Origin of the sequence: Anderseniella sp. Alg231-50 (assembly GCF_900149695.1) — a bacterium.
GTDB lineage: Bacteria > Pseudomonadota > Alphaproteobacteria > Rhizobiales > Aestuariivirgaceae > Anderseniella.
The window spans coordinates 288,169-308,059 of the sequence record NZ_LT703007.1; the positions used below are offsets into that span (position 1 = coordinate 288,169).

The 19,891-nt window shown below is 58.3% G+C and carries 21 protein-coding genes; 15 read left to right on the forward strand and 6 right to left on the reverse strand.

Annotated elements, in window-relative coordinates; translation table 11 throughout:
• Positions 1-3: 3 nt before the first annotated feature.
• From fabF to fabD, 5 genes are all read right to left on the reverse strand, one after another.
• On the reverse strand, positions 4-1,269 hold the full coding sequence (gene fabF / locus DHN55_RS21360; protein WP_108883569.1) for a beta-ketoacyl-ACP synthase II: 1,266 nt from the start codon (positions 1,267-1,269) through the stop codon (positions 4-6).
• The gene (locus tag DHN55_RS21365) at positions 1,254-1,403 is read right to left on the reverse strand and encodes a hypothetical protein (RefSeq protein ID WP_337660648.1); all 150 of its coding nucleotides are present in this window, start codon (positions 1,401-1,403) and stop codon (positions 1,254-1,256) included. The genes fabF and DHN55_RS21365 overlap by 16 nt, the downstream gene beginning before the upstream one ends.
• A 130-nt stretch (positions 1,404-1,533) precedes the next feature.
• Positions 1,534-1,770 carry an acyl carrier protein gene (locus DHN55_RS21370; RefSeq protein ID WP_108883571.1) on the reverse strand — a complete coding sequence of 79 codons (237 nt, stop codon included), beginning with the start codon at positions 1,768-1,770 and terminating at the stop codon, positions 1,534-1,536.
• 234 nt (positions 1,771-2,004) lie between these two features.
• On the reverse strand, positions 2,005-2,742 hold the full coding sequence (gene fabG, locus DHN55_RS21375) for a 3-oxoacyl-[acyl-carrier-protein] reductase (protein WP_108883659.1): 738 nt from the start codon (positions 2,740-2,742) through the stop codon (positions 2,005-2,007).
• 47 nt (positions 2,743-2,789) lie between these two features.
• A complete protein-coding gene (gene fabD / locus DHN55_RS21380) occupies positions 2,790-3,737 on the reverse strand; it encodes an ACP S-malonyltransferase (RefSeq protein WP_108883572.1) in 948 nt (315 codons plus the stop codon).
• Positions 3,738-3,858: 121 nt separating this feature from the next.
• On the opposite strand from fabD, the gene DHN55_RS21385 reads away from it, so the two are divergent.
• The 10 genes from DHN55_RS21385 to DHN55_RS21430 all read left to right on the forward strand — a co-directional run bounded on the left by DHN55_RS21385 (position 3,859) and on the right by DHN55_RS21430 (position 13,360).
• Positions 3,859-4,824: a threonine dehydratase gene (locus DHN55_RS21385; RefSeq protein WP_108883573.1), complete on the forward strand. Its 966-nt coding sequence runs from the start codon at positions 3,859-3,861 to the stop codon at positions 4,822-4,824.
• A gap of 288 nt (positions 4,825-5,112) precedes the next feature.
• The gene (gene rpsF / locus DHN55_RS21390) at positions 5,113-5,535 is read left to right on the forward strand and encodes a 30S ribosomal protein S6 (protein ID WP_108883574.1); all 423 of its coding nucleotides are present in this window, start codon (positions 5,113-5,115) and stop codon (positions 5,533-5,535) included.
• Entirely contained in the window at positions 5,535-5,768 is a 234-nt protein-coding gene (gene rpsR, locus DHN55_RS21395) for a 30S ribosomal protein S18 (protein ID WP_108883575.1), read from the forward strand. The genes rpsF and rpsR overlap by 1 nt, the downstream gene beginning before the upstream one ends.
• Before the next feature lie 119 nt (positions 5,769-5,887).
• On the forward strand, positions 5,888-6,853 hold the full coding sequence (locus tag DHN55_RS21400; protein ID WP_108883576.1) for a DUF2232 domain-containing protein: 966 nt from the start codon (positions 5,888-5,890) through the stop codon (positions 6,851-6,853).
• Between the two features lie 59 nt (positions 6,854-6,912).
• A complete protein-coding gene (gene rplI / locus DHN55_RS21405; protein ID WP_108883577.1) occupies positions 6,913-7,551 on the forward strand; it encodes a 50S ribosomal protein L9 in 639 nt (212 codons plus the stop codon).
• Between the two features lie 180 nt (positions 7,552-7,731).
• On the forward strand, positions 7,732-9,051 hold the full coding sequence (locus DHN55_RS21410) for a class I SAM-dependent methyltransferase (protein ID WP_108883660.1): 1,320 nt from the start codon (positions 7,732-7,734) through the stop codon (positions 9,049-9,051).
• A 67-nt stretch (positions 9,052-9,118) separates the two neighbouring features.
• Positions 9,119-10,624, forward strand: coding sequence for a replicative DNA helicase (locus tag DHN55_RS21415; protein ID WP_108883578.1), 1,506 nt, complete (start codon positions 9,119-9,121; stop codon positions 10,622-10,624).
• Between the two features lie 7 nt (positions 10,625-10,631).
• The gene (gene alr, locus DHN55_RS21420; RefSeq protein ID WP_108883579.1) at positions 10,632-11,741 is read left to right on the forward strand and encodes an alanine racemase; all 1,110 of its coding nucleotides are present in this window, start codon (positions 10,632-10,634) and stop codon (positions 11,739-11,741) included.
• Positions 11,742-11,813: 72 nt separating this feature from the next.
• Positions 11,814-12,587 carry an MlaE family ABC transporter permease gene (locus tag DHN55_RS21425; protein ID WP_337660649.1) on the forward strand — a complete coding sequence of 258 codons (774 nt, stop codon included), beginning with the start codon at positions 11,814-11,816 and terminating at the stop codon, positions 12,585-12,587.
• Between the two features lie 8 nt (positions 12,588-12,595).
• Positions 12,596-13,360, forward strand: a complete 765-nt coding sequence (locus DHN55_RS21430; protein ID WP_108883580.1) for an ATP-binding cassette domain-containing protein — start codon at positions 12,596-12,598, stop codon at positions 13,358-13,360.
• A 22-nt stretch (positions 13,361-13,382) separates the two neighbouring features.
• Here DHN55_RS21430 and DHN55_RS21435 read toward each other — a convergent pair whose 3' ends face one another.
• The gene (locus DHN55_RS21435) at positions 13,383-14,231 is read right to left on the reverse strand and encodes a HalD/BesD family halogenase (RefSeq protein WP_108883581.1); all 849 of its coding nucleotides are present in this window, start codon (positions 14,229-14,231) and stop codon (positions 13,383-13,385) included.
• A 233-nt stretch (positions 14,232-14,464) separates the two neighbouring features.
• Between DHN55_RS21435 and radA the strand changes: the two genes are divergently transcribed.
• The 5 genes from radA to DHN55_RS21460 all read left to right on the forward strand — a co-directional run bounded on the left by radA (position 14,465) and on the right by DHN55_RS21460 (position 19,880).
• The gene (radA, locus tag DHN55_RS21440) at positions 14,465-15,844 is read left to right on the forward strand and encodes a DNA repair protein RadA (RefSeq protein ID WP_108883582.1); all 1,380 of its coding nucleotides are present in this window, start codon (positions 14,465-14,467) and stop codon (positions 15,842-15,844) included.
• Positions 15,845-16,125: 281 nt separating this feature from the next.
• Positions 16,126-16,800, forward strand: a complete 675-nt coding sequence (locus DHN55_RS21445) for a CvpA family protein (protein WP_108883583.1) — start codon at positions 16,126-16,128, stop codon at positions 16,798-16,800.
• Positions 16,801-16,855: 55 nt separating this feature from the next.
• Positions 16,856-18,331, forward strand: coding sequence for an amidophosphoribosyltransferase (gene purF, locus DHN55_RS21450; protein WP_108883662.1), 1,476 nt, complete (start codon positions 16,856-16,858; stop codon positions 18,329-18,331).
• 52 nt (positions 18,332-18,383) lie between these two features.
• Positions 18,384-19,115, forward strand: a complete 732-nt coding sequence (locus DHN55_RS21455) for an SDR family NAD(P)-dependent oxidoreductase (protein ID WP_108883584.1) — start codon at positions 18,384-18,386, stop codon at positions 19,113-19,115.
• 3 nt (positions 19,116-19,118) lie between these two features.
• Positions 19,119-19,880, forward strand: a complete 762-nt coding sequence (locus tag DHN55_RS21460; RefSeq protein ID WP_108883585.1) for a fumarylacetoacetate hydrolase family protein — start codon at positions 19,119-19,121, stop codon at positions 19,878-19,880.
• Positions 19,881-19,891: the final 11 nt, after the last annotated feature.

The following is a 19,891-nucleotide window of genomic DNA, read 5'->3' on the forward strand; positions in this document are numbered from 1 at the left end:
ACTTCAGATGTCCACGCGACGGAAAATCAGGGAAGCGTTAGTGCCACCAAAACCAAATGAATTCGACAGAACTGTGTTGATCTCCTTTTTTCGCGCCGTGTGCGGCACCAGGTCGATAGCAGTTTCAACAGATGGATTGTCCAGATTGAGTGTTGGCGGCGCCGTGTTGTCGCGCATGGCGAGAATAGAGAAGATGGCTTCAATGGCACCGGCCGCTCCCAACAAGTGGCCGGTTGCGGACTTTGTCGACGACATGCACAACTTGTCTGCCTGATTGCCCAGGAGGCGTTCAACGGCTTTCAACTCGATCTCGTCACCCATCGGTGTCGATGTGCCGTGGGCATTTACATAATCGAGGTCCGAGGCGGAAATACCGGCTCTTTTCAGCGCCGCGGTCATACAGCGAAACGCACCGTCGCCATCTGCTGCTGGTGCCGTGATGTGAAAGGCATCACCCGACATGCCGTAGCCCACAACCTCGGCATAGATAGTCGCGCCGCGTGCTTTCGCATGTTCGTATTCTTCAAGTACCACAACCCCCGAGCCTTCACCCATGACGAATCCGTCACGATCCTTGTCGTAGGGCCGCGACGCTTTTTCCGGCGTGTCGTTGAAATGGGTTGAAAGCGCCTTGCATGCCTGAAAGCCCGCGTAACCGATACGGCTTATAGCCGCCTCGGCGCCACCTGCGATCATCACATCGGCATCGTCAAGCGCAACGATTCGCGCGGCATCACCGATGGCATGAGCGCCTGTCGAGCAGGCCGTCACAACCGAATGGTTCGGTCCCTTGAACCCGAATTCTATGGATACGAGACCGGACACCAGGTTGATGAGCGAGCCTGGAATAAAGAACGGGCTGACCCGCCGCGGGCCTTTTTCGGCGAGCAGATGGGTCGTCGCTTCAATGGACGGCAGGCCGCCGATTCCGGAGCCTATCAGAACGCCGGTGCGCCAATGATCCTCGTCTGTCTCCGGTTTCCAGCCGGAATCGCGAACCGCCATTTTCGCGGCGGAGTAGCCATACTTGATGAATGAGTCGTAGCGGCGCTGCTCTTTCGGCTCCATCCAGTCGTCACAGTTGAATGTGCCGTCGGCGCCGTCTCCGGTTTTCACTTCGCAGCCGACCTTACAGGCCATGTCAGACACATCCATACGGGTCACACGGGTCGCGCCCGACTTCCCGGCCAGCAGATTGGCCCAACTGTCATCCACGTTGGCGCCGACCGGCGACACCATGCCAATTCCCGTGACTACGACTCTGCGCATGAAAACACTCCCTGGATCAGGACGATCGCTTTTTCTCTGCCCTCGACCAGCATGGCTTTCAGTTGGTTCAACCGAAACCCGTCCTGATCGCTTTCGACGTGATAGAGGAACTTTACCGATTCAGGTGAATCCATATTGTTCCGGCAAAAAATGCCTGTGACCGGCATTCAACAAATACGGCGGCAGTGTTTTGCACTGCCACCGTACTCAACTCCGTAACTGATACCGTACGCCAGCAACAGGCGAACGGCAGGACCTGACAGATCAGGCCGCATTCTTTTCAATGAAACCAACAGCATCACCAACAGTCTGGATGGTTTCAGCTGCGTCGTCCGGAATCTCAATTCCGAACTCTTCTTCGAACGCCATAACCAACTCAACGGTATCCAGGCTGTCTGCGCCGAGATCGTCAATGAAGCTGGCCTCCTTTGCCACTTTGTCAGCGTCTACGCTGAGGTGCTCAACGACAATCTTTTTGACCCGATCAGCAACATCACTCATTTCAATATAACCCTCGTTAAGTTGATCCGGCGTTCAAGACTGCCCCCGCACCCTGCGGGAACCGAATCCGGTTCAGAAAAATTTCCAGTGGGTAAGCCTCTGTTTATACCGAACTTTCAGCCAGCAAGGCTGAGCATTCCCACATCTACAACGCGCCTATTATCACACATTTACCCGCTACTCCAAGCCCGAAAACCGAAACAATGCGAGGTTGTGGACGACGTGCGCAGCGGATCACAACATGGCCATTCCACCATTGATGTGCAAGGTCTGGCCTGTGACATAGGCAGCTTCCTCGCTGGCAAGATAAGCCGCCCCTGCGGCAATTTCGTCCGTATGCCCCAAACGACCAGCAGGAACCGAAGCCAGAATCGCCTCTTTCTGCTTGTCATTCAACTCATCCGTCATAGCCGTCTCAATGAAACCCGGGGCAATGCAGTTGACCGTGATGTTGCGCGAGGCAAGTTCCTGGGCGAGAGATTTCGACATGCCGATCATGCCGGCCTTCGATGCGGCATAGTTGGCCTGGCCGGCATTGCCGGTCACACCCACGACCGACGTTATGTTGATCACCCTGCCCCAGCGCTGTTTCATCATGGTGCGCATGCAGTTTTTGGTAAGTGTAAACGCAGCCGTCAGGTTCACGTCCATTACCGCCTGCCAGTCTTCCCGCTTCATGCGCATGGCCAGGTTGTCTCGCGTGATGCCGGCATTGTTGACCAGAATATCCAGGCCATCCATGGCTTCCTGAGCAGCCGGAACAAGTTTTTCAACATCATCCGGGTCAGACAAATTGCATGTCAGCGCATGGGCGCGCTCCGCAAGACCTGCCTTTACCTCTTCCAGAACTGCGGCACGCGTTCCGGACAGGGCAACGGTCGCGCCATTGGCATGCAATGCCTTCGCAATGGCTGCACCAATACCCCCGGTAGCTCCGGTTATGAGGGCCTTCTTGCCGGTAAGGTCAAACATGTTCATCTCTCCTGATTGGTTCGGCAGACGGTTTTGGGGTCCTGACCCTAAGCGTTCAGGCTTTGCGCAACCGCCTCGATATCGGCAACAGATGTTGTGGCCATGCAGGCCGCATCTGGTGCCATACGCCTGGCCATTCCCGTCAACACCTTGCCGGCGCCAATTTCAATAAAACTGGTGACGCCGTTGTCAGTCATCCATGCAACCGATTCACGCCAGCGCACAGTGCCTGTTACCTGGGCAACAAGATTATCGCGAATCTGGTTTTGGTCACTGACGGCGCTGGCCGCAACGTTGGCCACCAGCGGCACGGACGGCGCAGCCATGTCGACTTGCGAAAGAGCACCGGCCATGACATCCGCAGCCGGTTGCATCAGTGCACAGTGAAACGGTGCCGATACCGGCAGCAGCATGGCCCGCTTGGCGCCATGTTGTTTGGCAATATCAACAGCGCGCTCAACAGCGGCCTTTGACCCGGACACAACGACCTGGCCAGGAGCGTTATCGTTTGCCGCCTGGCATACGTCGCCCTGGGCAGCCTCCTCGGCCACTTTCATGGCTGCTTCAAAATCAAGCCCCAGCAAGGCCGCCATGGCACCCGTGCCGACCGGTGTTGCCGCCTGCATGGCTTCGCCGCGGGTGCGCAGCAACCGGGCGGTGTCTGCAAGGGAAAAGGTCCCCGCCGCTGCCAGCGCTGAATACTCGCCCAGCGAATGCCCGGCCACATAGCCCGCCTTGCCCGCAACAGAGATACCGAATTCCTGGTCAAGGACGGCTGCAACAGCCATTGAAACCGCCATCAGCGCCGGCTGTGCATTCTGGGTCAGTGTCAGTGTCTCTGCAGGACCGTCCCACATGACGGCTGACAGCTTTTCGCCGAGTGCCGCGTCAACTTCATCAAATACTGCACGGGCGGCGGGAAACGCGTCTGCAAGGTCCTTGCCCATGCCAACGGCCTGCGACCCCTGGCCCGGAAATGTAAATGCAACTGTCACGTCTGCGGTCTCCAGTCAGATAACTAAGATGTAGCGGGCTTGCAGCATGGGCAGCTATGTATTGTCAAGCAGGCAGGCTTATGCAAGCGTCCCGGCTCACCTTTCACAACAGACGAGCCTTATGTTTACAGCAGACGAAATTGCAGACGCGCGCGCCATCATCCATGAGGCGATGCCGCCTACACCACAATATGCCTGGCCGCTCCTGCAGGCCGAACTGGGCATCGAGACCTGGGTCAAGCATGAAAACCACACGCCGACCGGCGCCTTCAAGGTGCGCGGCGGACTGGTGCACATGCGAAAACGCGCCGAGCGCGGCGAAACCAATGGCGTGATTACCGCGACCAGGGGCAATCACGGCCAGTCAATTCCCTATGCAGCGTCCCGCAACGGCGTGAAAGCCACAATTGTGGTGCCGCACGGCAACTCTGTTGAAAAGAATGCCGCGATCAAGGCACTGGGTGCAGAGCTGGTTGAAACCGGACAGGATTTTGATGAAGCCAGGGTTACCTGCATGCAGATGGCGGCAGACCGCGGACTGGACATGGTGCCTTCGTTTCATCGCGAACTGGTGCTGGGGGTCTCAACCTATGCACATGAGCTGTTCGAGGCCGCCGGTGAACTGGATGCGGTCTATGTTCCCATTGGCATGGGATCAGGCTGTAGCGGCGTCATCTCGGCGCGCGACCATCTGGGCCTCAAGACCAGAGTGATCGCCGTGGTGTCCGAAAATGCCAATTGCTACAAGTTGTCGGTCGATGCAGGCCGGGCCATCGAGACCAATTCGGCGGAAACCTTTGCAGACGGCATGGCCGTGCGGGTCCCCCACCCGGACGCGCTTGAGATCATTTCGCGCGGCGTGGATGAGATTGTGGAAGTGTCGGATGACCAGGTGGCTGATGCAATCAGGCTGTATTATCGCGCCACACACAATGTTGCAGAAGGTGCAGGTGCCGCGCCGCTTGCCGGGTTGATGGCTCAACGCGAGGCAATGCGCGGCAAGAGGGTTGGTCTCATATTGTGTGGCGGCAACATCGATACAGGTAAAATGGCGACAGTTCTTGAAGGCAAGACGCCTGCCCCATGATCGGGCCGCACAGTTGTCAGGGTCGGGAGCCGCCAATCTTAAACCTTGCAAACCGGGCAGATTGCCGTATAAAGCGCGCGTTCTTGAGCGGTTTTCCGGTCGGGGGCTGAACGGAAGGTCATGTTCGTTTCCTGGGCATGACAGGGCTTGAAAGCCCGGCTTCCCGTGTCCCTGCTCTTTCGAGGAACCGGTGTCTCGAGCCTTTCTTTCCGATGGGCTCGGGGGAGGCTATGCGCCGGAAAGTTTGTTTAAGAACAAGACTTTGGATCAAACAGAAAGGCTGAATTCATGCCATTGTATGAGCATGTATTCATGGCGCGTCAGGATATTTCCACCGCGCAGATGGATGCACTTACAGACCAGTTCAAAGCCGTTATCACCGATAATGGCGGCTCGATCGGGCGCTCCGAATATTGGGGCCTGAAGCCACTTACCTATCGCATTCGCAAGAATCGCAAAGCCCATTACGCACTGATGAACCTCGATGCACCTGCACCTGCGGTTGCTGAAATGGAACGCCAGATGGGTCTCAATGAAGACGTCATCCGGTTCATGACGATCCGTGTCGAAGAACATGAAGAAGATCCTTCGGTTCAGATGCGCGCCGGCCGTGAGCGCAGTGACCGTCCCGGCGGAGACCGTGGCGACAGAGGTCCCCGCACCCCGCGTCCGCCGCGTGAAGATGCGCCCAAAGCAGAAGGAGCCAGCTGATGTCAGGTGCACGCAGACCATTCTTCCGCCGCCGCAAGAGCTGCCCGTTCACGGGCGACAATGCGCCGAAGATAGACTACAAGGACTCACGCCTTCTGTCGCGCTACATCTCCGAGCGCGGCAAGATCGTGCCCAGCCGCATCACGGCTGTTTCTGCAAAGAAGCAGCGTGAACTGGCCAAGGCGATCAAGCGCGCACGGTTCCTGGGCCTTCTGCCCTACGTCGTGAAGTAAGACACAAGCATTCCCCCTGATCAGGCAATTCAGCCCGGTCAGGGACAGCTCGGTATTAACCGGTTGGGGCAGGCTTTTGGATTTGCCTCTAACCCATCGCAAGATGCGGGACAGCCCAGATGATGAACAACTGGATTGTAATAGGCATTATCGCCGGCTTGGCAGCTGGCCTGCTCCAGGCAGGCGGCAGCTCGGGCAATGCGGTCGGCCTGATGATGATCTACCTGGCGTCTTTTCCACTTTTCATTGCCGGTCTGGGCTGGGGTGCCGTAACCGCGGCACTCGGCGCATTGGTGATGATCGTCGGCTACCTGATCGGGTTCGGCTGGAAGGCGGCTTTTTATGTGGCGCTGAGTGCCGGCATTGCCCCGGTAGTGCTCAGTCACCTGGCGCTGCAGAACAGGCCAGCTTCAGTTGGCCCCGCCGATGAAGGCGAAGTTTCCGATACAGACAGAGCCTGGTATCCAGAAGGCCGTCTCGTTGTGTGGACCGCCATCGCCAGCGCCATCTTGAGTGTGCTGGTCATTCTTGCGCTGGGACCCGATGTCGACAGTTTCCGCGCAGCGGTCGGCGAAGTCCTACAGCCGTTGTTCGATGAAATGGCCAAGCAGCCCAACGCCCCTGCTGCCGATCAGATTGAACAGATAAGGTCTTTTGTCGTGCTGGTGCTGCCGGCCGCACTCAGCATTGTCTGGTGCATTTCGACCATGGTGAACATGTATCTGGCCGGCAGCGTGCTGCGCAAGACCGGCGCCGGACTGCGGCCATGGGCGCCGTTCAGCCAACTGGCCTTTCCACGCTGGGCGATCTGGATATTGTCGGCGTCGGCCGTGGGCACCTTCCTGCCCGGCACGCTGGGGGCATTTGCGTGGGTATTCACCGCAGCCCTGATGCTGGCTTACGCGATACTGGGCCTGGCTGTGATGCACGGACTGCTCGACAACCATCCCATGCGCGGTTTTCTGCTCGGCCTCTTCTACCTGTCCATGCTGTTTCTGTCGGCGATCGCGATTGTCCCGCTGATCATGCTCGGCATGTTCGACCAGAGCTTCAATATCCGCAAACGAAACAAACCGCCCGACTGAGGTGGTTGCCTTTCAATCCCAACATCCAAATTACTGAATCAATCAAGGAGTACTAAATCATGCAAGTCATTCTGCTGGAAAGGGTCGAAAAACTCGGCGCCATGGGTGATACGGTCCGCGTCAAGGACGGTTATGCCCGCAACTTCCTGCTGCCACGCGGCAAGGCGCTTCGGGCATCGGCCAAAAACATGGAAAAATTCGAAGCCCAGCGCGCAGAGCTTGAAGTCAAGAACGCAGCCGCTGTTGAAGCTGCCAAGACCGATTCGGAAAAACTCGACGGTTCAAGCTTCATCCTGATCCGCCAGGCTGGTGAATCCGGTCAGCTTTACGGCTCGGTTTCAACTCGCGACATTGCGGCGGCAGCCAGCGAAACCGGCGTCAGCGTTACACGCAACCATGTGGTATTGCCTGATCCGATCAAGACCATCGGACTGTACGACGTACGTGTTGCGCTGCATGGCGAAGTCTCGTCAACCGTGCAGATCAATGTTGCCCGTACGCAGGATGAAGCCGAAGCACAGGCGCGCGGTGAAGACCTGACCGGCAACGCGGATGAGCGTGACGAAATCCGCCGCGCAGCCGAAGAACTGTTCGAACAGGCCGAAGCTGATGCAGCTGCAGAAGAAGACGCTGAAGACGCAGCAGCAGACGAAGCTGGTGAAGCAGACGATGCTGAAGCGGAAAAAACAGACGAATAACCAGCCGCCTTTCATGGGCGATAAATGCTGATCAAACAACTCAATACAGCCGTCTGCGTACAGCGCAGGCGGCTTTTTTGCGCCTGATACTACCCTTACGGAAATTGACCAAAAGCAAAGTGTTTGCCAAAATTGCCGGTATATTGAGACCGGGTGGCAATGGATCGAGGAATCGAACCGATGCAGACTTTGCTCAAACAGATGTTGAGCCATGTGGTGCAGCACGGAGACCTGAGCGTCTCCATGCCGGATGGCAGTGAAACCCGATTTGGTGATGCCACCGGCAAACCGGCGGGCTTCCGCATTCATGACCAGGCCACTGTCCTGCACCTGCTCGTGGACCCTGACCTTTATCTGGGTGAGGCTTACACAAGCGGTCAGCTGACGGTGACACACGGCAACATATACGACGTGCTGAAACTGCTGATGGCCAATCTGGAAACCGCAAAGACACCGGTTCCGGTGCGCCTGCCCTACGCTATCCGCAAACGGCTGAAACGCCTGCAGCAGGACAACCGGATTGGCCGGGCCCGAAACAATGTGGCACATCATTACGACCTGTCGGGCGACCTGTACGATCTGTTCCTGGACAATGACCGGCAGTATTCGTGCGCATATTTTGAGAAGACCGGCCAAAGCCTGGAGCAGGCCCAACTTTCCAAAAAGCGCCATCTTGCTGCAAAACTTGTGATTGAACCGGGCATGAAGGTGCTCGACATCGGGTCCGGATGGGGTGGTCTGGGGCTTTATCTCGCTCAGGCTGCGGGCGCGGAGGTTACCGGTGTTACCCTGTCTGAAGAACAGCACAAGGTATCCAGCCGGCGTGCCCAGGATGCCGGACTGGACGGCCAGGTCGGTTTTCACCTGAAAGACTACCGGGAACTGGACGGCAAGTTTGACCGGATTGTATCCGTCGGCATGTTCGAGCATGTCGGCGTCGCCCATTATGGCGAATTGTTCGGCAAGGTCCGCGACCTGCTGGCACCGGATGGCGTTTTCGTACTCCACTCCATTGGACGGGCAGATGGTCCCGGAGCAACAAGCGCCTGGATACAGAAATACATTTTTCCGGGCGGCTACTGCCCGGCCCTGTCGGAAGTCCTGCCGGAAGTCGAAAAAAGCGGCATGTACATGACCGATGTCGAAATACTGAGGCTTCACTACGCCCGCACGCTGGCTGAATGGCGCAAACGCTTTGCGGCACACAGAAAACAGGCCATCGCCCTTTATGACGAGAAGTTTGCCCGGATGTGGGAGTTCTATCTCGCTTCGTCCGAATTGAGCTTCCGCTATCTGGGCCTGAACAATTTCCAGCTGCAGGCAGCAGGCAATCAGTATGCCCTGCCCCTGACCCGGGACTACATTGCCCGGGAAGAGACTCGTCTGCGCGCGATCGAAGGCAAGATTTACAACCGGCGCAAGCAGGCAGACCGGCGAAAACAGGTTGTGAAGGCGTCTTCGGTCGAATCACCGCATTATCCACAGATTAGCAAGCAATAGTGGAAAGGTCGGCGCCACGGCAGATTGGGCCTCGCGGCATAAGGCCGGGCGCGCTATCAACAAGGTCATGGAATCAGTTCTCAAACTCAGTCAGGATGGCAGCGACCCGTCTGACGCGGAAGAATATCGCACCGCGCCGCATAATCTGGAGGCGGAGATGGCATTGTTGGGTGCCATTCTGGTCAACAACGAGGCTTGTGACCGGGTGTCCAACTTTTTGCTTCCGGAGCATTTCCATGAAGGCGTGCATGCCCGCATTTTTGAAGCTGCCTCAACACGTATTCGCAGCGGCCAGCTGGCATCGCCGGTGACGCTGAAATCCTTCTTTGAGCAGGATGAAACCCTGCAGGACATCGGAGGTCCTGCCTATCTGGCCCGTCTGGCGGCATCTGCCACCACCATCATCAACGCCGAAGACTATGGCCGCACCATCTATGAACTCGCCCAGCGCCGCGCGCTGATCGGCATCGGGTCGGAGATCGTCAACAACAGCTTCGACACACCGGTCGACAAATCCTCTCGAAATCTGATTGAAGAGGCCGAACAGCAACTTTATGAAATTGCCGAGTCGGAAAAATACGGCCAGGGTTTCCAGCCATTCGGTACGGCGCTGACAGAAGCCATCGACATGGCGGCAGCCGCGTATCAGCGCGATGGCGGATTGTCGGGCATATCGACCGGCCTCAAAGACCTGGATGAAAAGCTTGGTGGACTGCAGGCATCCGACTTGCTGGTGCTTGCCGGACGCCCTGCCATGGGCAAGACATCGCTTGCCACCAATCTCGCCTACAATGTTGCCGCAGCCTATCAGGCTGAACACAATGCCGACGGCACCATGAACGTGAAGAATGGCGGTATCGTCGCGTTCTTCTCGCTGGAAATGTCCGGCGAACAGCTGGCCACCCGTATCGTGTCCGAGCAGGCTGAAATTTCGTCGGAACGCATCAGGCGCGGCAAAATCACGCCTGACGAGTTTGACCGCCTCGTCGAAGCAAGCCAGCGGCTGTCCGCGATGCCGCTGTATATCGATGCAACGGGTGGTCTGAATATCGCCCAGCTTGCCGCCCGTGCGCGCCGCCTGAAGCGCCAGCGCGGCACCCTGGGCCTGATCGTGGTCGACTATCTGCAGCTTCTGGCAGGTTCTGCCCGCAGGGCCTCGGAGAGCCGTGTTCAGGAAGTTACCGAAATTACCACTGGTCTCAAGGCATTGGCCAAGGAACTTAATGTACCCATCCTGGCGCTGTCACAGCTGTCACGCCAGGTGGAAAACCGTGAAGACAAGCGGCCGCAACTGGCCGACCTGCGTGAATCCGGTTCAATTGAGCAGGACGCGGACGTGGTCATGTTCATTTATCGCGAGGAGTATTACCTGGGCCGTGATGAACCCAAACCCAACACCGACGAACACCTGCAATGGCAGGAACGCATGGACGGGGTAGTCGGTGTGGCAGACGTGATCATCGGCAAGCAACGCCACGGTCCCACCGGTACAGTGTCGTTGCACTTTGACGCGAACCTGACCCGGTTTGAAAACCTGGTACGGCCTGGTTACGCACCAGATATCCGCGACTAACCGCTTCATGGCTGTCCCACCCGAACTGGCCGCCGCCGAGCTGACGATCAACCTTGCCGAGCTGGTTGAGAACTGGCGCATGATCGCCCGGCAGGTAGCGCCCGCCGAATGCGGCGCCACCATCAAGGCCAATGGCTATGGTTGCGGCGCAACTGAAGTCGCGCAAGCCTTGTGGACAGCTGGTTGCAGGACCTTTTTCGTGGCGTTGCCCGTGGAAGGCAAACAGGTACGCGACGCCCTGCCCGAGGCAGTCATTTATGTTCTCGATGGCCTGTTTGCAGGGCAATCGGACTTCTACATTGCCCATGGCTTGCGTCCCAGCCTGGTATGCCCGGAAGACCTGCACGAATGGGCCGACGCTGCCGGCGGCAGACACAAGGCCGCCGTCCACATAGATACCGGCATCAACCGGCTGGGATTTGATCATGCGCAGGCAGAAGCTCTTTCAGCTGATGCGGACCTGATGAGACGTGCCGGGCTGTGCCTGCTGATGAGCCACCTGGCCAGCGGTGATGACGAGACCAGCCCATCCAACGCAAACCAGCGCGACCGGTTCGCCGGCCTGCGCACACTGTTTCCAGACCTGCCTGCCTCACTGGCAAATGCGCCCGGCACATTTCTCGGGCCTCAGTTTTCTCATGATCTGGTGCGCCCCGGTGTCGCCCTTTACGGCGGCAATCCGCTGACCGGCAAACCGAACCCGATGCGTTCCGTCATTTCCCTCAATGCTCCGGTATTGCAGGTCCGCGACGTGGCTGCCGGTGACGGTGTCGGGTATGGCGCGACATGGCGGGCGGACCGGCCCTCGCGCGTTGCCATCGTCGGTGTCGGATACGCTGACGGCCTGTTGCGCGCAATGTCATGGCCGGCGCAGCAGGACGGACCTGCCAAGGTATGCATTGCCGGACAAATGGCACCTATTGTCGGCCGGGTATCGATGGACATGATTACCATAGATGTCACCGACCTGAACCCGGAACAGGTTCGCCGCGGCACCGCAGTCGAACTGCTGGGGAAAAACATCGGTGTAGATGACTGGGCGCGCTGGGCAGGCACCCTGTCTTACGAAATTCTAACATCTCTTGGCAGACGCTACGCAAAAGTGTACTCGTCATGAGTGCATTTTGCGGGGGATGCAGAGCAAAATGACGGCAGGACGACCAACGGCATCAAGAGGCAGCGATTACCGGTGACTTTTCTGGCTACCATCGGCAGTTTCATTTTTTCCATGTTTGCGGAGGTGGGACGGGTCACGATTTTTGCGCGTGATGCGGTTATCCGCGGACTGCTGCCGCCCTGGTATTTCCGCCAGTTGCTCGAACAGATTGTCCGCATTGGCTACAATTCCCTGCCGGTGGTCGGGCTGACGGCATTCTTCACCGGCGGTGCACTGGCGCTGCAGATCTACATTGGCGGCACGCGCTACAATGCAGAGAACCTGGTCTCGTCCATCGTGGCACTGGGTATCACCCGCGAGCTCGGCCCGGTCATGGCCGGCCTGATGGTGACCGGCCGGGTTGCGGCGGCCATAGCCGCTGAACTGGGCACCATGCGCGTGACCGAGCAGATCGACGCATTGACCACCTTGTCGACAAATCCGTTCAAGTATCTCGTGGGCCCGCGCATTCTGGCGGCGGTGATCACAATGCCCATACTGGTCGGCGTTGCCGACATTATCGGCATCTTCGGCGGCTTTGTGGTCGGCACCTCGTCACTCGGCTTCAACTATGCGGCCTATATCAAGAACACCACCGATTTCGTGCAGGTTGCCGACGTGACCTCAGGCCTGATCAAGGCTGCCGTATTCGGTTTCATCATCGCGCTGATGGGCTGTTATCACGGCTTCAACTCGAAGGGTGGTGCACAAGGTGTCGGCAGAGCGACGACCAACGCGGTCGTGTCCGGCTCCATTTTGATCCTGGCAGCAAACTACGCACTGACGTCGCTGCTGTTTAGCGAGTGAGGCGAGTGATGGCTGAGCCGCACATCGTACTTGAAAATGTCCACAAATCGTTCGGCAGCAAGCATGTGCTGAAGGGTGTCAATGTGGGGGTTGGCAAGGGACGATCACTGGTGGTGATCGGCGGCTCAGGCTCCGGCAAATCGGTTACGCTGAAATGCATTCTGGGACTTTTGCATCCTGAAAAGGGCTCGATCCGGGTGGACGGACAGGAAGTCATCGGGCTGGAAGGGCCGGCGCTGGACCAGATGATGAGCCGGTTCGGCATGGTGTTCCAGGGAGCCGCCCTGTTCGACAGCCTCAGCGTCTGGCGCAATGTTGCGTTCGGCCTGATCCAGGGCCGGAAAATGAAGGCGTCCGAGGCGCGCGCCATTGCAATCGACAAGCTGGCGGAAGTAGGCCTGGGTGCGGAACTGGCCGATATTTCGCCGGCGGAACTGTCCGGCGGCATGCGCAAGCGCGTCGGTCTGGCACGTGCCATAGCACCGGAGCCGGAAATCATCTTCTTCGATGAGCCGACCACGGGTCTTGACCCGATCATGGGCGACGTCATCAACAACCTGATTGTCGACAGTGTGAAACGGCTGGGTGCGACGACCATCACCATCACCCATGACATGGCATCCGCCCGCAAGATCGGCGATGACATAGCCATGATCTACAAGGGCAAGATCGTGTGGTGCGGCCCGGCGGATGAGATAGACCAGAGCAACAATGCTTACGTCGACCAGTTCATCCACGGCCGCGAAGAAGGCCCGATCGAGATTGAACTGTAGCTCCCGGGTGTCACCACTGGCCTCAGTCAACCAGAGTATCTGCCCTCACGCCTGCGCGCTCCATATGGACAGGCAACACGCGTCCGTATAATTGCCGGGTTCGTTCCGGGCTGCCGACCATGGCAGGTTCTTCAACAAAAGAATAAATCGCAACATAGCGCCTGCGCGGGCCCGCTAACGGGCGAACGCGGTGCAGCGAATACCTGCCCTTGAAAATCTGCAGGTCTCCCGGTTGCAGCGCGAGTGTCTTCACCGTTGAGCTGTTCTCATCCAGCACCGCTTCAACGCCGGGATAGTTTTCGTCATCCGGGGTTCGCAAGTTGGGGCAATACTCGAACTCCCCTCCCTGCTCTGCATTCTGGATCGCCAGGGTGACCGTGAAATTGTTGGTATCAAAATGCCACGGGAAACCGGCGCCTTCCTCGGCGACATTCACTATGACATCAGCGAGCGGGTCGGCATACCGAAAGAACCTGTCTTCACACAGTGCCTGCTGCACGAATGCTGAAAACAGCGGCCATTCATAAATGCTTCTGATGCTGCTTTCCGGCCCGAAATTATCAGCCGGGACAAACGAGTTGGAGCGGTCGAAAAACCGCCTCAGCGGATGGCTTTCACGATAAGCGGGGTTATCCTGCGTAAAATACACATTGGTCCGATTGAACGAGCGATGTCCCCGGTCTGCAACCCGGTTCGCTTCCTGAACCAGGCCAGTGATCCGGTCGGCCCGCACAAATCCGCGCAGTACGGCGCACCCATCGTCGTTCAGTTGAGCCTGGGTTTGTGCAAGCAAGCTTCGAAAGTCGCCGGACGTCGGCAAATGAATGGGATATTTGTCCAGATCGACCAGGTCCAACACATCAATAGCCATGACCCCACCTTGTCCAATACTGCTCCAGATCACACCATGCGATAAATGATCACCGCCTGTGAGAGGAACATTTCATGGCTGTGCGGCGTGGGAAAGCAAAAAAGTGAAGCCTGATGTAACCGGCATCGCCACTGTCGGACCGGATTTGCGGCAAGATGGTTGCCGTCAGGCAAGGTTGTGAATACCGTCGAAAAGCCGCTCGACATTGTTCTCTTTTTGTTCTATGACGCGATATGGGAAAGATCACACTGAGATTCGTCTGTCAGGGCTGTGGCGCTGCATATTCGAAATGGGCCGGGCGCTGCGAGAATTGCGGCGACTGGAACTCGCTGGCCGAGGAAACCTCGACACAGGTGCCGGTTTCAGGCGCCAAGGGTGCCGCCATGCCGAAGGGCCGGGCAACACGGCTTGTCGGGCTTGAGGGTGAGACGCCAATGCCGGAACGCATCATGACCGGCATTGCCGAGCTTGACCGGGTGGCCGGTGGCGGGTTTGTACCGGGATCCGGCATCCTGATCGGTGGTGACCCGGGCATCGGCAAATCCACCCTGCTGACCCAGGCGCTGGCAACCGTCGCCAATGCGGGCCACAAGGCCGTTTATATTTCCGGCGAGGAGGCGATTGACCAGGTGCGGCTGCGGGCGCGCAGGCTGGGGCTTGGCAAGTCCCCTGTCCTGCTGGCGGCGGAAACCAACGTGTCTGATATCCTGGCCACATTGAGCGAAGGCGAACCGCCGGCCGTGGTGGTGATCGATTCCATCCAGACCCTGTGGTCGCCGGTGATCGAAAGCGCACCGGGCACGGTTTCGCAGCTTCGCGCCGGGGCTGAAGCGCTGATACGCTTTGCCAAGCAAAAAGGAGCGGCGGTCCTGCTGGTCGGGCACGTCACCAAGGACGGCCAGATCGCCGGACCAAAGGTTGTTGAACACATGGTGGATACGGTGCTGTATTTCGAAGGCGACCGGGGACATCAGTTCCGGATTCTGCGGGCGGTCAAGAACCGCTTCGGTCCGACCGATGAAATCGGCGTATTTGAAATGTCGGACGCAGGCCTGCTTGAAGTGGACAATCCATCGAGGCTGTTCATGGGGTCCGGCGAAACGCCGACACCCGGCTCTGCGATCTTTGCCGGCATGGAAGGTACCAGACCGCTGCTGATGGAGGTTCAGGCACTGGTTTCGCCATCAGCCCTCGGCACGCCGCGGCGCGCCGTGGTCGGCTGGGACCAGAATCGCCTGGCCATGGTGCTTGCGGTGCTGGAAGCCCATGGTGGCGTGAATGTCGGCCAGCAAGATGTCTATCTCAATGTCGCAGGCGGCATACGCGTCAAGGAACCGGCTGCGGACATGGCAGTAGCGGCAGCGCTGGTATCGTCCCTGACCGGTGCGGTGATTCCCCCTTCCTGTGCGCTTTTTGGTGAAATCGCGCTGTCAGGCGCCCTGCGCCCGGTCGGTCAGAGTGATCAGCGCGCCAGGGAGGCAGCCAAGCTGGGACTGGAAACCGCCATTGTTGCGCACGGTGGTGAGATGAAGCAGCGGACCGCGCCGGATCTTCGCCAAATGGCCTCCGTTGCGGACCTGGTGGCCTATATTGCGGGGCTTCCCAAAGGCTAGCATTCATCACTCGGCAAAGCGGTTCATGCGTGCGAGCAGTATTCCCTGACACAACTCGCCTGCTCTTCGGCAGGCGTTAAGGCACAAACTTGAACTGCGCTGCGCCAGTTATCCAATTTACGATGTGTGTAACCACACTGTCACATTGATTTTGACATGCTTCCATGGCACACAGACCCGACTTGCTGATCAATTGGCGAGCTTGTCTTGTAAGTATGAATTATGTGGACGTGCGTTTGCCGCTTTGACCGCGCCGGCTTGTGCCGGAGGAGTTTTTGAACATGTCTTTCACCTGGCTCGATGTCGTACTGGTCTCAATTATGTTGATTTCCGGTTTTCTGGCAGTCATGCGAGGATTTTTCCGCGAGATAATGTCACTTGTGGCCTGGGGCGGTGCGGCAGGTGCGGCTGCGCTGGTTCTGTCCGTTCCGGAATTGCGGCAGCAGGCAGCAGACGTCCTGAAGCCTTATCTGGACAACAATGACACATTGATCATCATCGCAATTGCCGGAATCGTGTTCCTGGTGATGCTGATTGTCCTGTCAATCATCACGGTGAAGCTTTCCGATTCGCTGCTTGAGTCGGGCGCGGGCCCGATTGACCGTTCACTGGGGTTTCTGTACGGGCTGACACGCGGCCTTGCCCTGATGGTAATCATGTTTACACTTTTCGTCTGGTATATCCCGCGCGAAAAGGTGCCTAATGAATTGCGTGATGCGGCCATGTTGCCACTGGTGGAAAATTCGTCGTTTTTCCTCGTGGACACCATGTTGACAATTGGCTGGATGCAGCCCGCTTTGGCCGAAGACCTGAACGGCAAGATCAGGATTTCAGGCGGGTCGCGTTCAAACAGTGAAGCCACGCGCGGCACGAGCGGCGAAGGCAATACCGGTTATCAGTCGAACCAGCGCAATACGCTCGACCAGATTATCGAAAGCACGCAAGGCCAGCAGTAGATGATACAGTCTGCGGCCAAGGACCAGGATAAAGGCCACTAGAAGGCAGAGCATGATGACGGACGCTCACGACAGACTGACTTTCGAACTGGATATGGATGGCGACAGCCTGCGCGAAGAATGCGGCGTGTTCGGCGTGTTCGGCCATGACGATGCCTCTGCCCTGACCGCACTCGGCCTGCATGCCCTGCAACACCGGGGTCAGGAAGCATGCGGTATTGTCTCTTTCGACGGCAAACGCTTTCACTCTGAACGCCGGATCGGCCTGGTCGGCGATGCATTTTCCAAACCCTCCACCATGCAGCGCCTTCAGGGCCGCGCGTCGGTCGGCCATACCCGTTATTCCACAACAGGCGAACAGGTGCTGCGCAATGTGCAGCCAATGTTCGCGGAGCTGAGCACCGGCGGTTTTGCGGTAGCGCACAACGGGAATATCACCAATGGCCTGGCGCTGCGCCGCTCGCTGATTGCCGATGGTGCAATCTGCCAGTCCACGTCCGACACCGAGGCAGTCCTGCATCTGGTGGCCCGCTCCCGCCAGCGGCACCTGGTTGACCGTTTCATTGATGCCATCAAGGCGCTGGAAGGCGCCTATTCGCTGGTTTGCATGTCTTCAAAGAAAATGATCGGCGTGCGCGACCCACTCGGCATCCGGCCCCTGGTTCTGGGTGAGCTGAACGGTGCCTACATATTGTCGAGCGAGACCTGCGCGCTGGATATTATCGGGGCGCGCTTTGTGCGCGAAATCGAAAACGGCGAAGTGGTCGTCATTACCGAAGACGGTGTCCAGTCCCTCAAACCGTTCCCGCCGCAGCAGGCGCGTCCGTGTATTTTCGAATACATCTACTTCTCACGACCCGACAGTGTCATCGGCGGGCGCTCCGTCTACCAGGTGCGCAAGGAAATGGGCCGCGAGCTTGCGCGCGAAGCAGGCGCGGACATCGATGTTGTGATCCCGGTCCCCGATTCCGGTGTGCCGGCCGCACTCGGATATTCACAGGAAGCCGGCGTGCCCTTTGAACTCGGCATTATCCGGAACCACTATGTCGGACGCACTTTCATTGAACCGACACAGCAAATCCGGGCACTTGGGGTGAAACTCAAGCACAATGCCAACCGGGCGGTTATTGAAGGCAAGCGCGTCATGCTGGTCGATGATTCCATCGTGCGCGGAACAACCTCGGTGAAAATCGTGCAGATGATGTTCGAGGCGGGTGCCAAGGAAGTCCACATGGCGATTGCCTCTCCCCCCATCACGCACCCGGATTTCTATGGTATCGACACGCCTGAGCAGAAGGCCCTGCTCGCTGCAACTCACACGATCGAGGAGATGAGCGAATATATCGGCGTGCAGTCGCTGACCTTCCTGTCGGTGGACGGCATTTACCGTGCAACCGGGTATGAAAAACGCGATCCCGTCCGTCCACAGTTCACCGACCATTGTTTTACCGGTGACTACCCGACTGCCCTTACCGACTATAGCGACGGCGGCAATCCTCATCAGTTGTCCCTGCTGGCCGAAGCCGGCTGATCCGGGCGCACCACCGGGCCTCATGTCCCATTTGAACTTCAGGAATTGATCCATGGCGAAATCACTGGCTGGACGCATTGCGCTTGTTACAGGCGCATCTCGCGGCATCGGCAAAGCCATAGCCTTGAGGCTTGCTCAGGAAGGCGCCCATGTGATTGCCACAGCCCGCACCGTCGGAGGGTTGGAAGAGCTTGATGACGACATTCAGGCCAGTGGCGAGTCTGCCACGCTGGTGCCGCTGGATATCAAGGACTTTGCCGGAATCGACCGACTGGGCACTCCCATTGCGGAGCGTTGGGGCAAGCTCGACATCCTGGTCGGCAATGCCGGCATCCTGGGTTCACTGACCCCCCTGCAGCATCTGAAGCCGGAAACGTTTGATGACCTGATGGCGATCAATGTGATGGCCAACTACCGGCTGATCCGGTCCCTGGAACCGCTGATCAAGGCGTCGGACGCAGGCCGCGCGATCTTTGTAACCTCAGGAGCTGCTCACAAGGCGCGGGCGTACTGGGGCGGGTATGCTGTTTCAAAGGCAGCGCTTGATATGCTGGTGCGCACCTGGGCGGCGGAACTGGAGACAACCAACGCCACCGCCAACCTCCTGAACCCCGGCCCCATAGCCACCCGCATGCGGCGCCAGGCCATGCCCGGTGAAGACCAGAAAACCCTGCCCACACCGGAGCAGTTGGCGGACGCGATGATTTCGTTATGCTCGGCGGATGCAACCTCCAACGGCGCCGTTCACGATTTCAAGGACGGTGTCCTGATACAGCGGAACTGATAAATGAACATTGCACAAGCACTGGCGGATGCACGTACGCAAGGCCGCAAACTGAACGACTATCCCGGCCATGCCCCGGCAAGTGAGGCAGATGCATTTGCAGTTCAGTGTGACGCGGCCAGACTGACCGGCTGGAAACAAACCGGCTGGAAGATCGGCTGTACCAGCAAAATGGCGCAAGACATGCTGCGTGCAGACGGCCCCTTCCCGGGGCCGGTCTATGCTGAACGCACCTTCCCCGACGACGGCGATGTGCCGGTGAGCCCGTCAGCCATTCGCCTCGTTGAGCCGGAAATCGCCTTCACCATGGCGCGAGACCTGCCGGCGGGTGCGACGGATCATTCCGTCGAAGACGTACTTGGCGCGGCGGCATCGGTGCACCTGTCGCTGGAACTGGTCAACCGGCGGCTGCCGGGAGGCCTTGAAGACGGCAATATGTGGAACATTGCCGATGGCGGATGCAATGACGCCTTCGTGCTTGGCCCGGCAAACGATGTGTTGCCGGCAAGTAAGTACGCGGCACTGGAGCTGAACGTCACCAGGAACGACCAGCCGGCAACAACCGGTGTCGGCGCCAACGCGCTCGGCGGACCGGACATTGCGCTCACCTGGCTTGCAAACTATCTCAACGCCGGCGGCCTGATGCTGAAAGCAGGCGACGTGATCACAACCGGTGTGGTGACCGGGCTGGTCTATGTCGACCCCGGTGACGAGATCATCAGCACCTGTGCCGAACTGGGTGAAGTCAGCGCGCGCTATAAATAGAGTCAATACAA

Coding starts and splice junctions, on each gene's coding strand:
- fabF (WP_108883569.1), bottom strand. CDS start 1,269: ATGCGCAGAGTCGTAGTCACGGGAATTGGCATGGTGTCGCCGGTCGGC.
- DHN55_RS21365 (WP_337660648.1), bottom strand. CDS start 1,403: ATGGATTCACCTGAATCGGTAAAGTTCCTCTATCACGTCGAAAGCGAT.
- DHN55_RS21370 (WP_108883571.1), bottom strand. CDS start 1,770: ATGAGTGATGTTGCTGATCGGGTCAAAAAGATTGTCGTTGAGCACCTC.
- fabG (WP_108883659.1), bottom strand. CDS start 2,742: ATGTTTGACCTTACCGGCAAGAAGGCCCTCATAACCGGAGCTACCGGG.
- DHN55_RS21385 (WP_108883573.1), top strand. CDS start 3,859: ATGTTTACAGCAGACGAAATTGCAGACGCGCGCGCCATCATCCATGAG.
- rpsF (WP_108883574.1), top strand. CDS start 5,113: ATGCCATTGTATGAGCATGTATTCATGGCGCGTCAGGATATTTCCACC.
- rpsR (WP_108883575.1), top strand. CDS start 5,535: ATGTCAGGTGCACGCAGACCATTCTTCCGCCGCCGCAAGAGCTGCCCG.
- DHN55_RS21400 (WP_108883576.1), top strand. CDS start 5,888: ATGATGAACAACTGGATTGTAATAGGCATTATCGCCGGCTTGGCAGCT.
- rplI (WP_108883577.1), top strand. CDS start 6,913: ATGCAAGTCATTCTGCTGGAAAGGGTCGAAAAACTCGGCGCCATGGGT.
- DHN55_RS21410 (WP_108883660.1), top strand. CDS start 7,732: ATGCAGACTTTGCTCAAACAGATGTTGAGCCATGTGGTGCAGCACGGA.
- DHN55_RS21415 (WP_108883578.1), top strand. CDS start 9,119: ATGGAATCAGTTCTCAAACTCAGTCAGGATGGCAGCGACCCGTCTGAC.
- alr (WP_108883579.1), top strand. CDS start 10,632: ATGGCTGTCCCACCCGAACTGGCCGCCGCCGAGCTGACGATCAACCTT.
- DHN55_RS21430 (WP_108883580.1), top strand. CDS start 12,596: ATGGCTGAGCCGCACATCGTACTTGAAAATGTCCACAAATCGTTCGGC.
- DHN55_RS21435 (WP_108883581.1), bottom strand. CDS start 14,231: ATGGCTATTGATGTGTTGGACCTGGTCGATCTGGACAAATATCCCATT.
- radA (WP_108883582.1), top strand. CDS start 14,465: ATGGGAAAGATCACACTGAGATTCGTCTGTCAGGGCTGTGGCGCTGCA.
- DHN55_RS21445 (WP_108883583.1), top strand. CDS start 16,126: ATGTCTTTCACCTGGCTCGATGTCGTACTGGTCTCAATTATGTTGATT.
- purF (WP_108883662.1), top strand. CDS start 16,856: ATGACGGACGCTCACGACAGACTGACTTTCGAACTGGATATGGATGGC.
- DHN55_RS21455 (WP_108883584.1), top strand. CDS start 18,384: ATGGCGAAATCACTGGCTGGACGCATTGCGCTTGTTACAGGCGCATCT.
- DHN55_RS21460 (WP_108883585.1), top strand. CDS start 19,119: ATGAACATTGCACAAGCACTGGCGGATGCACGTACGCAAGGCCGCAAA.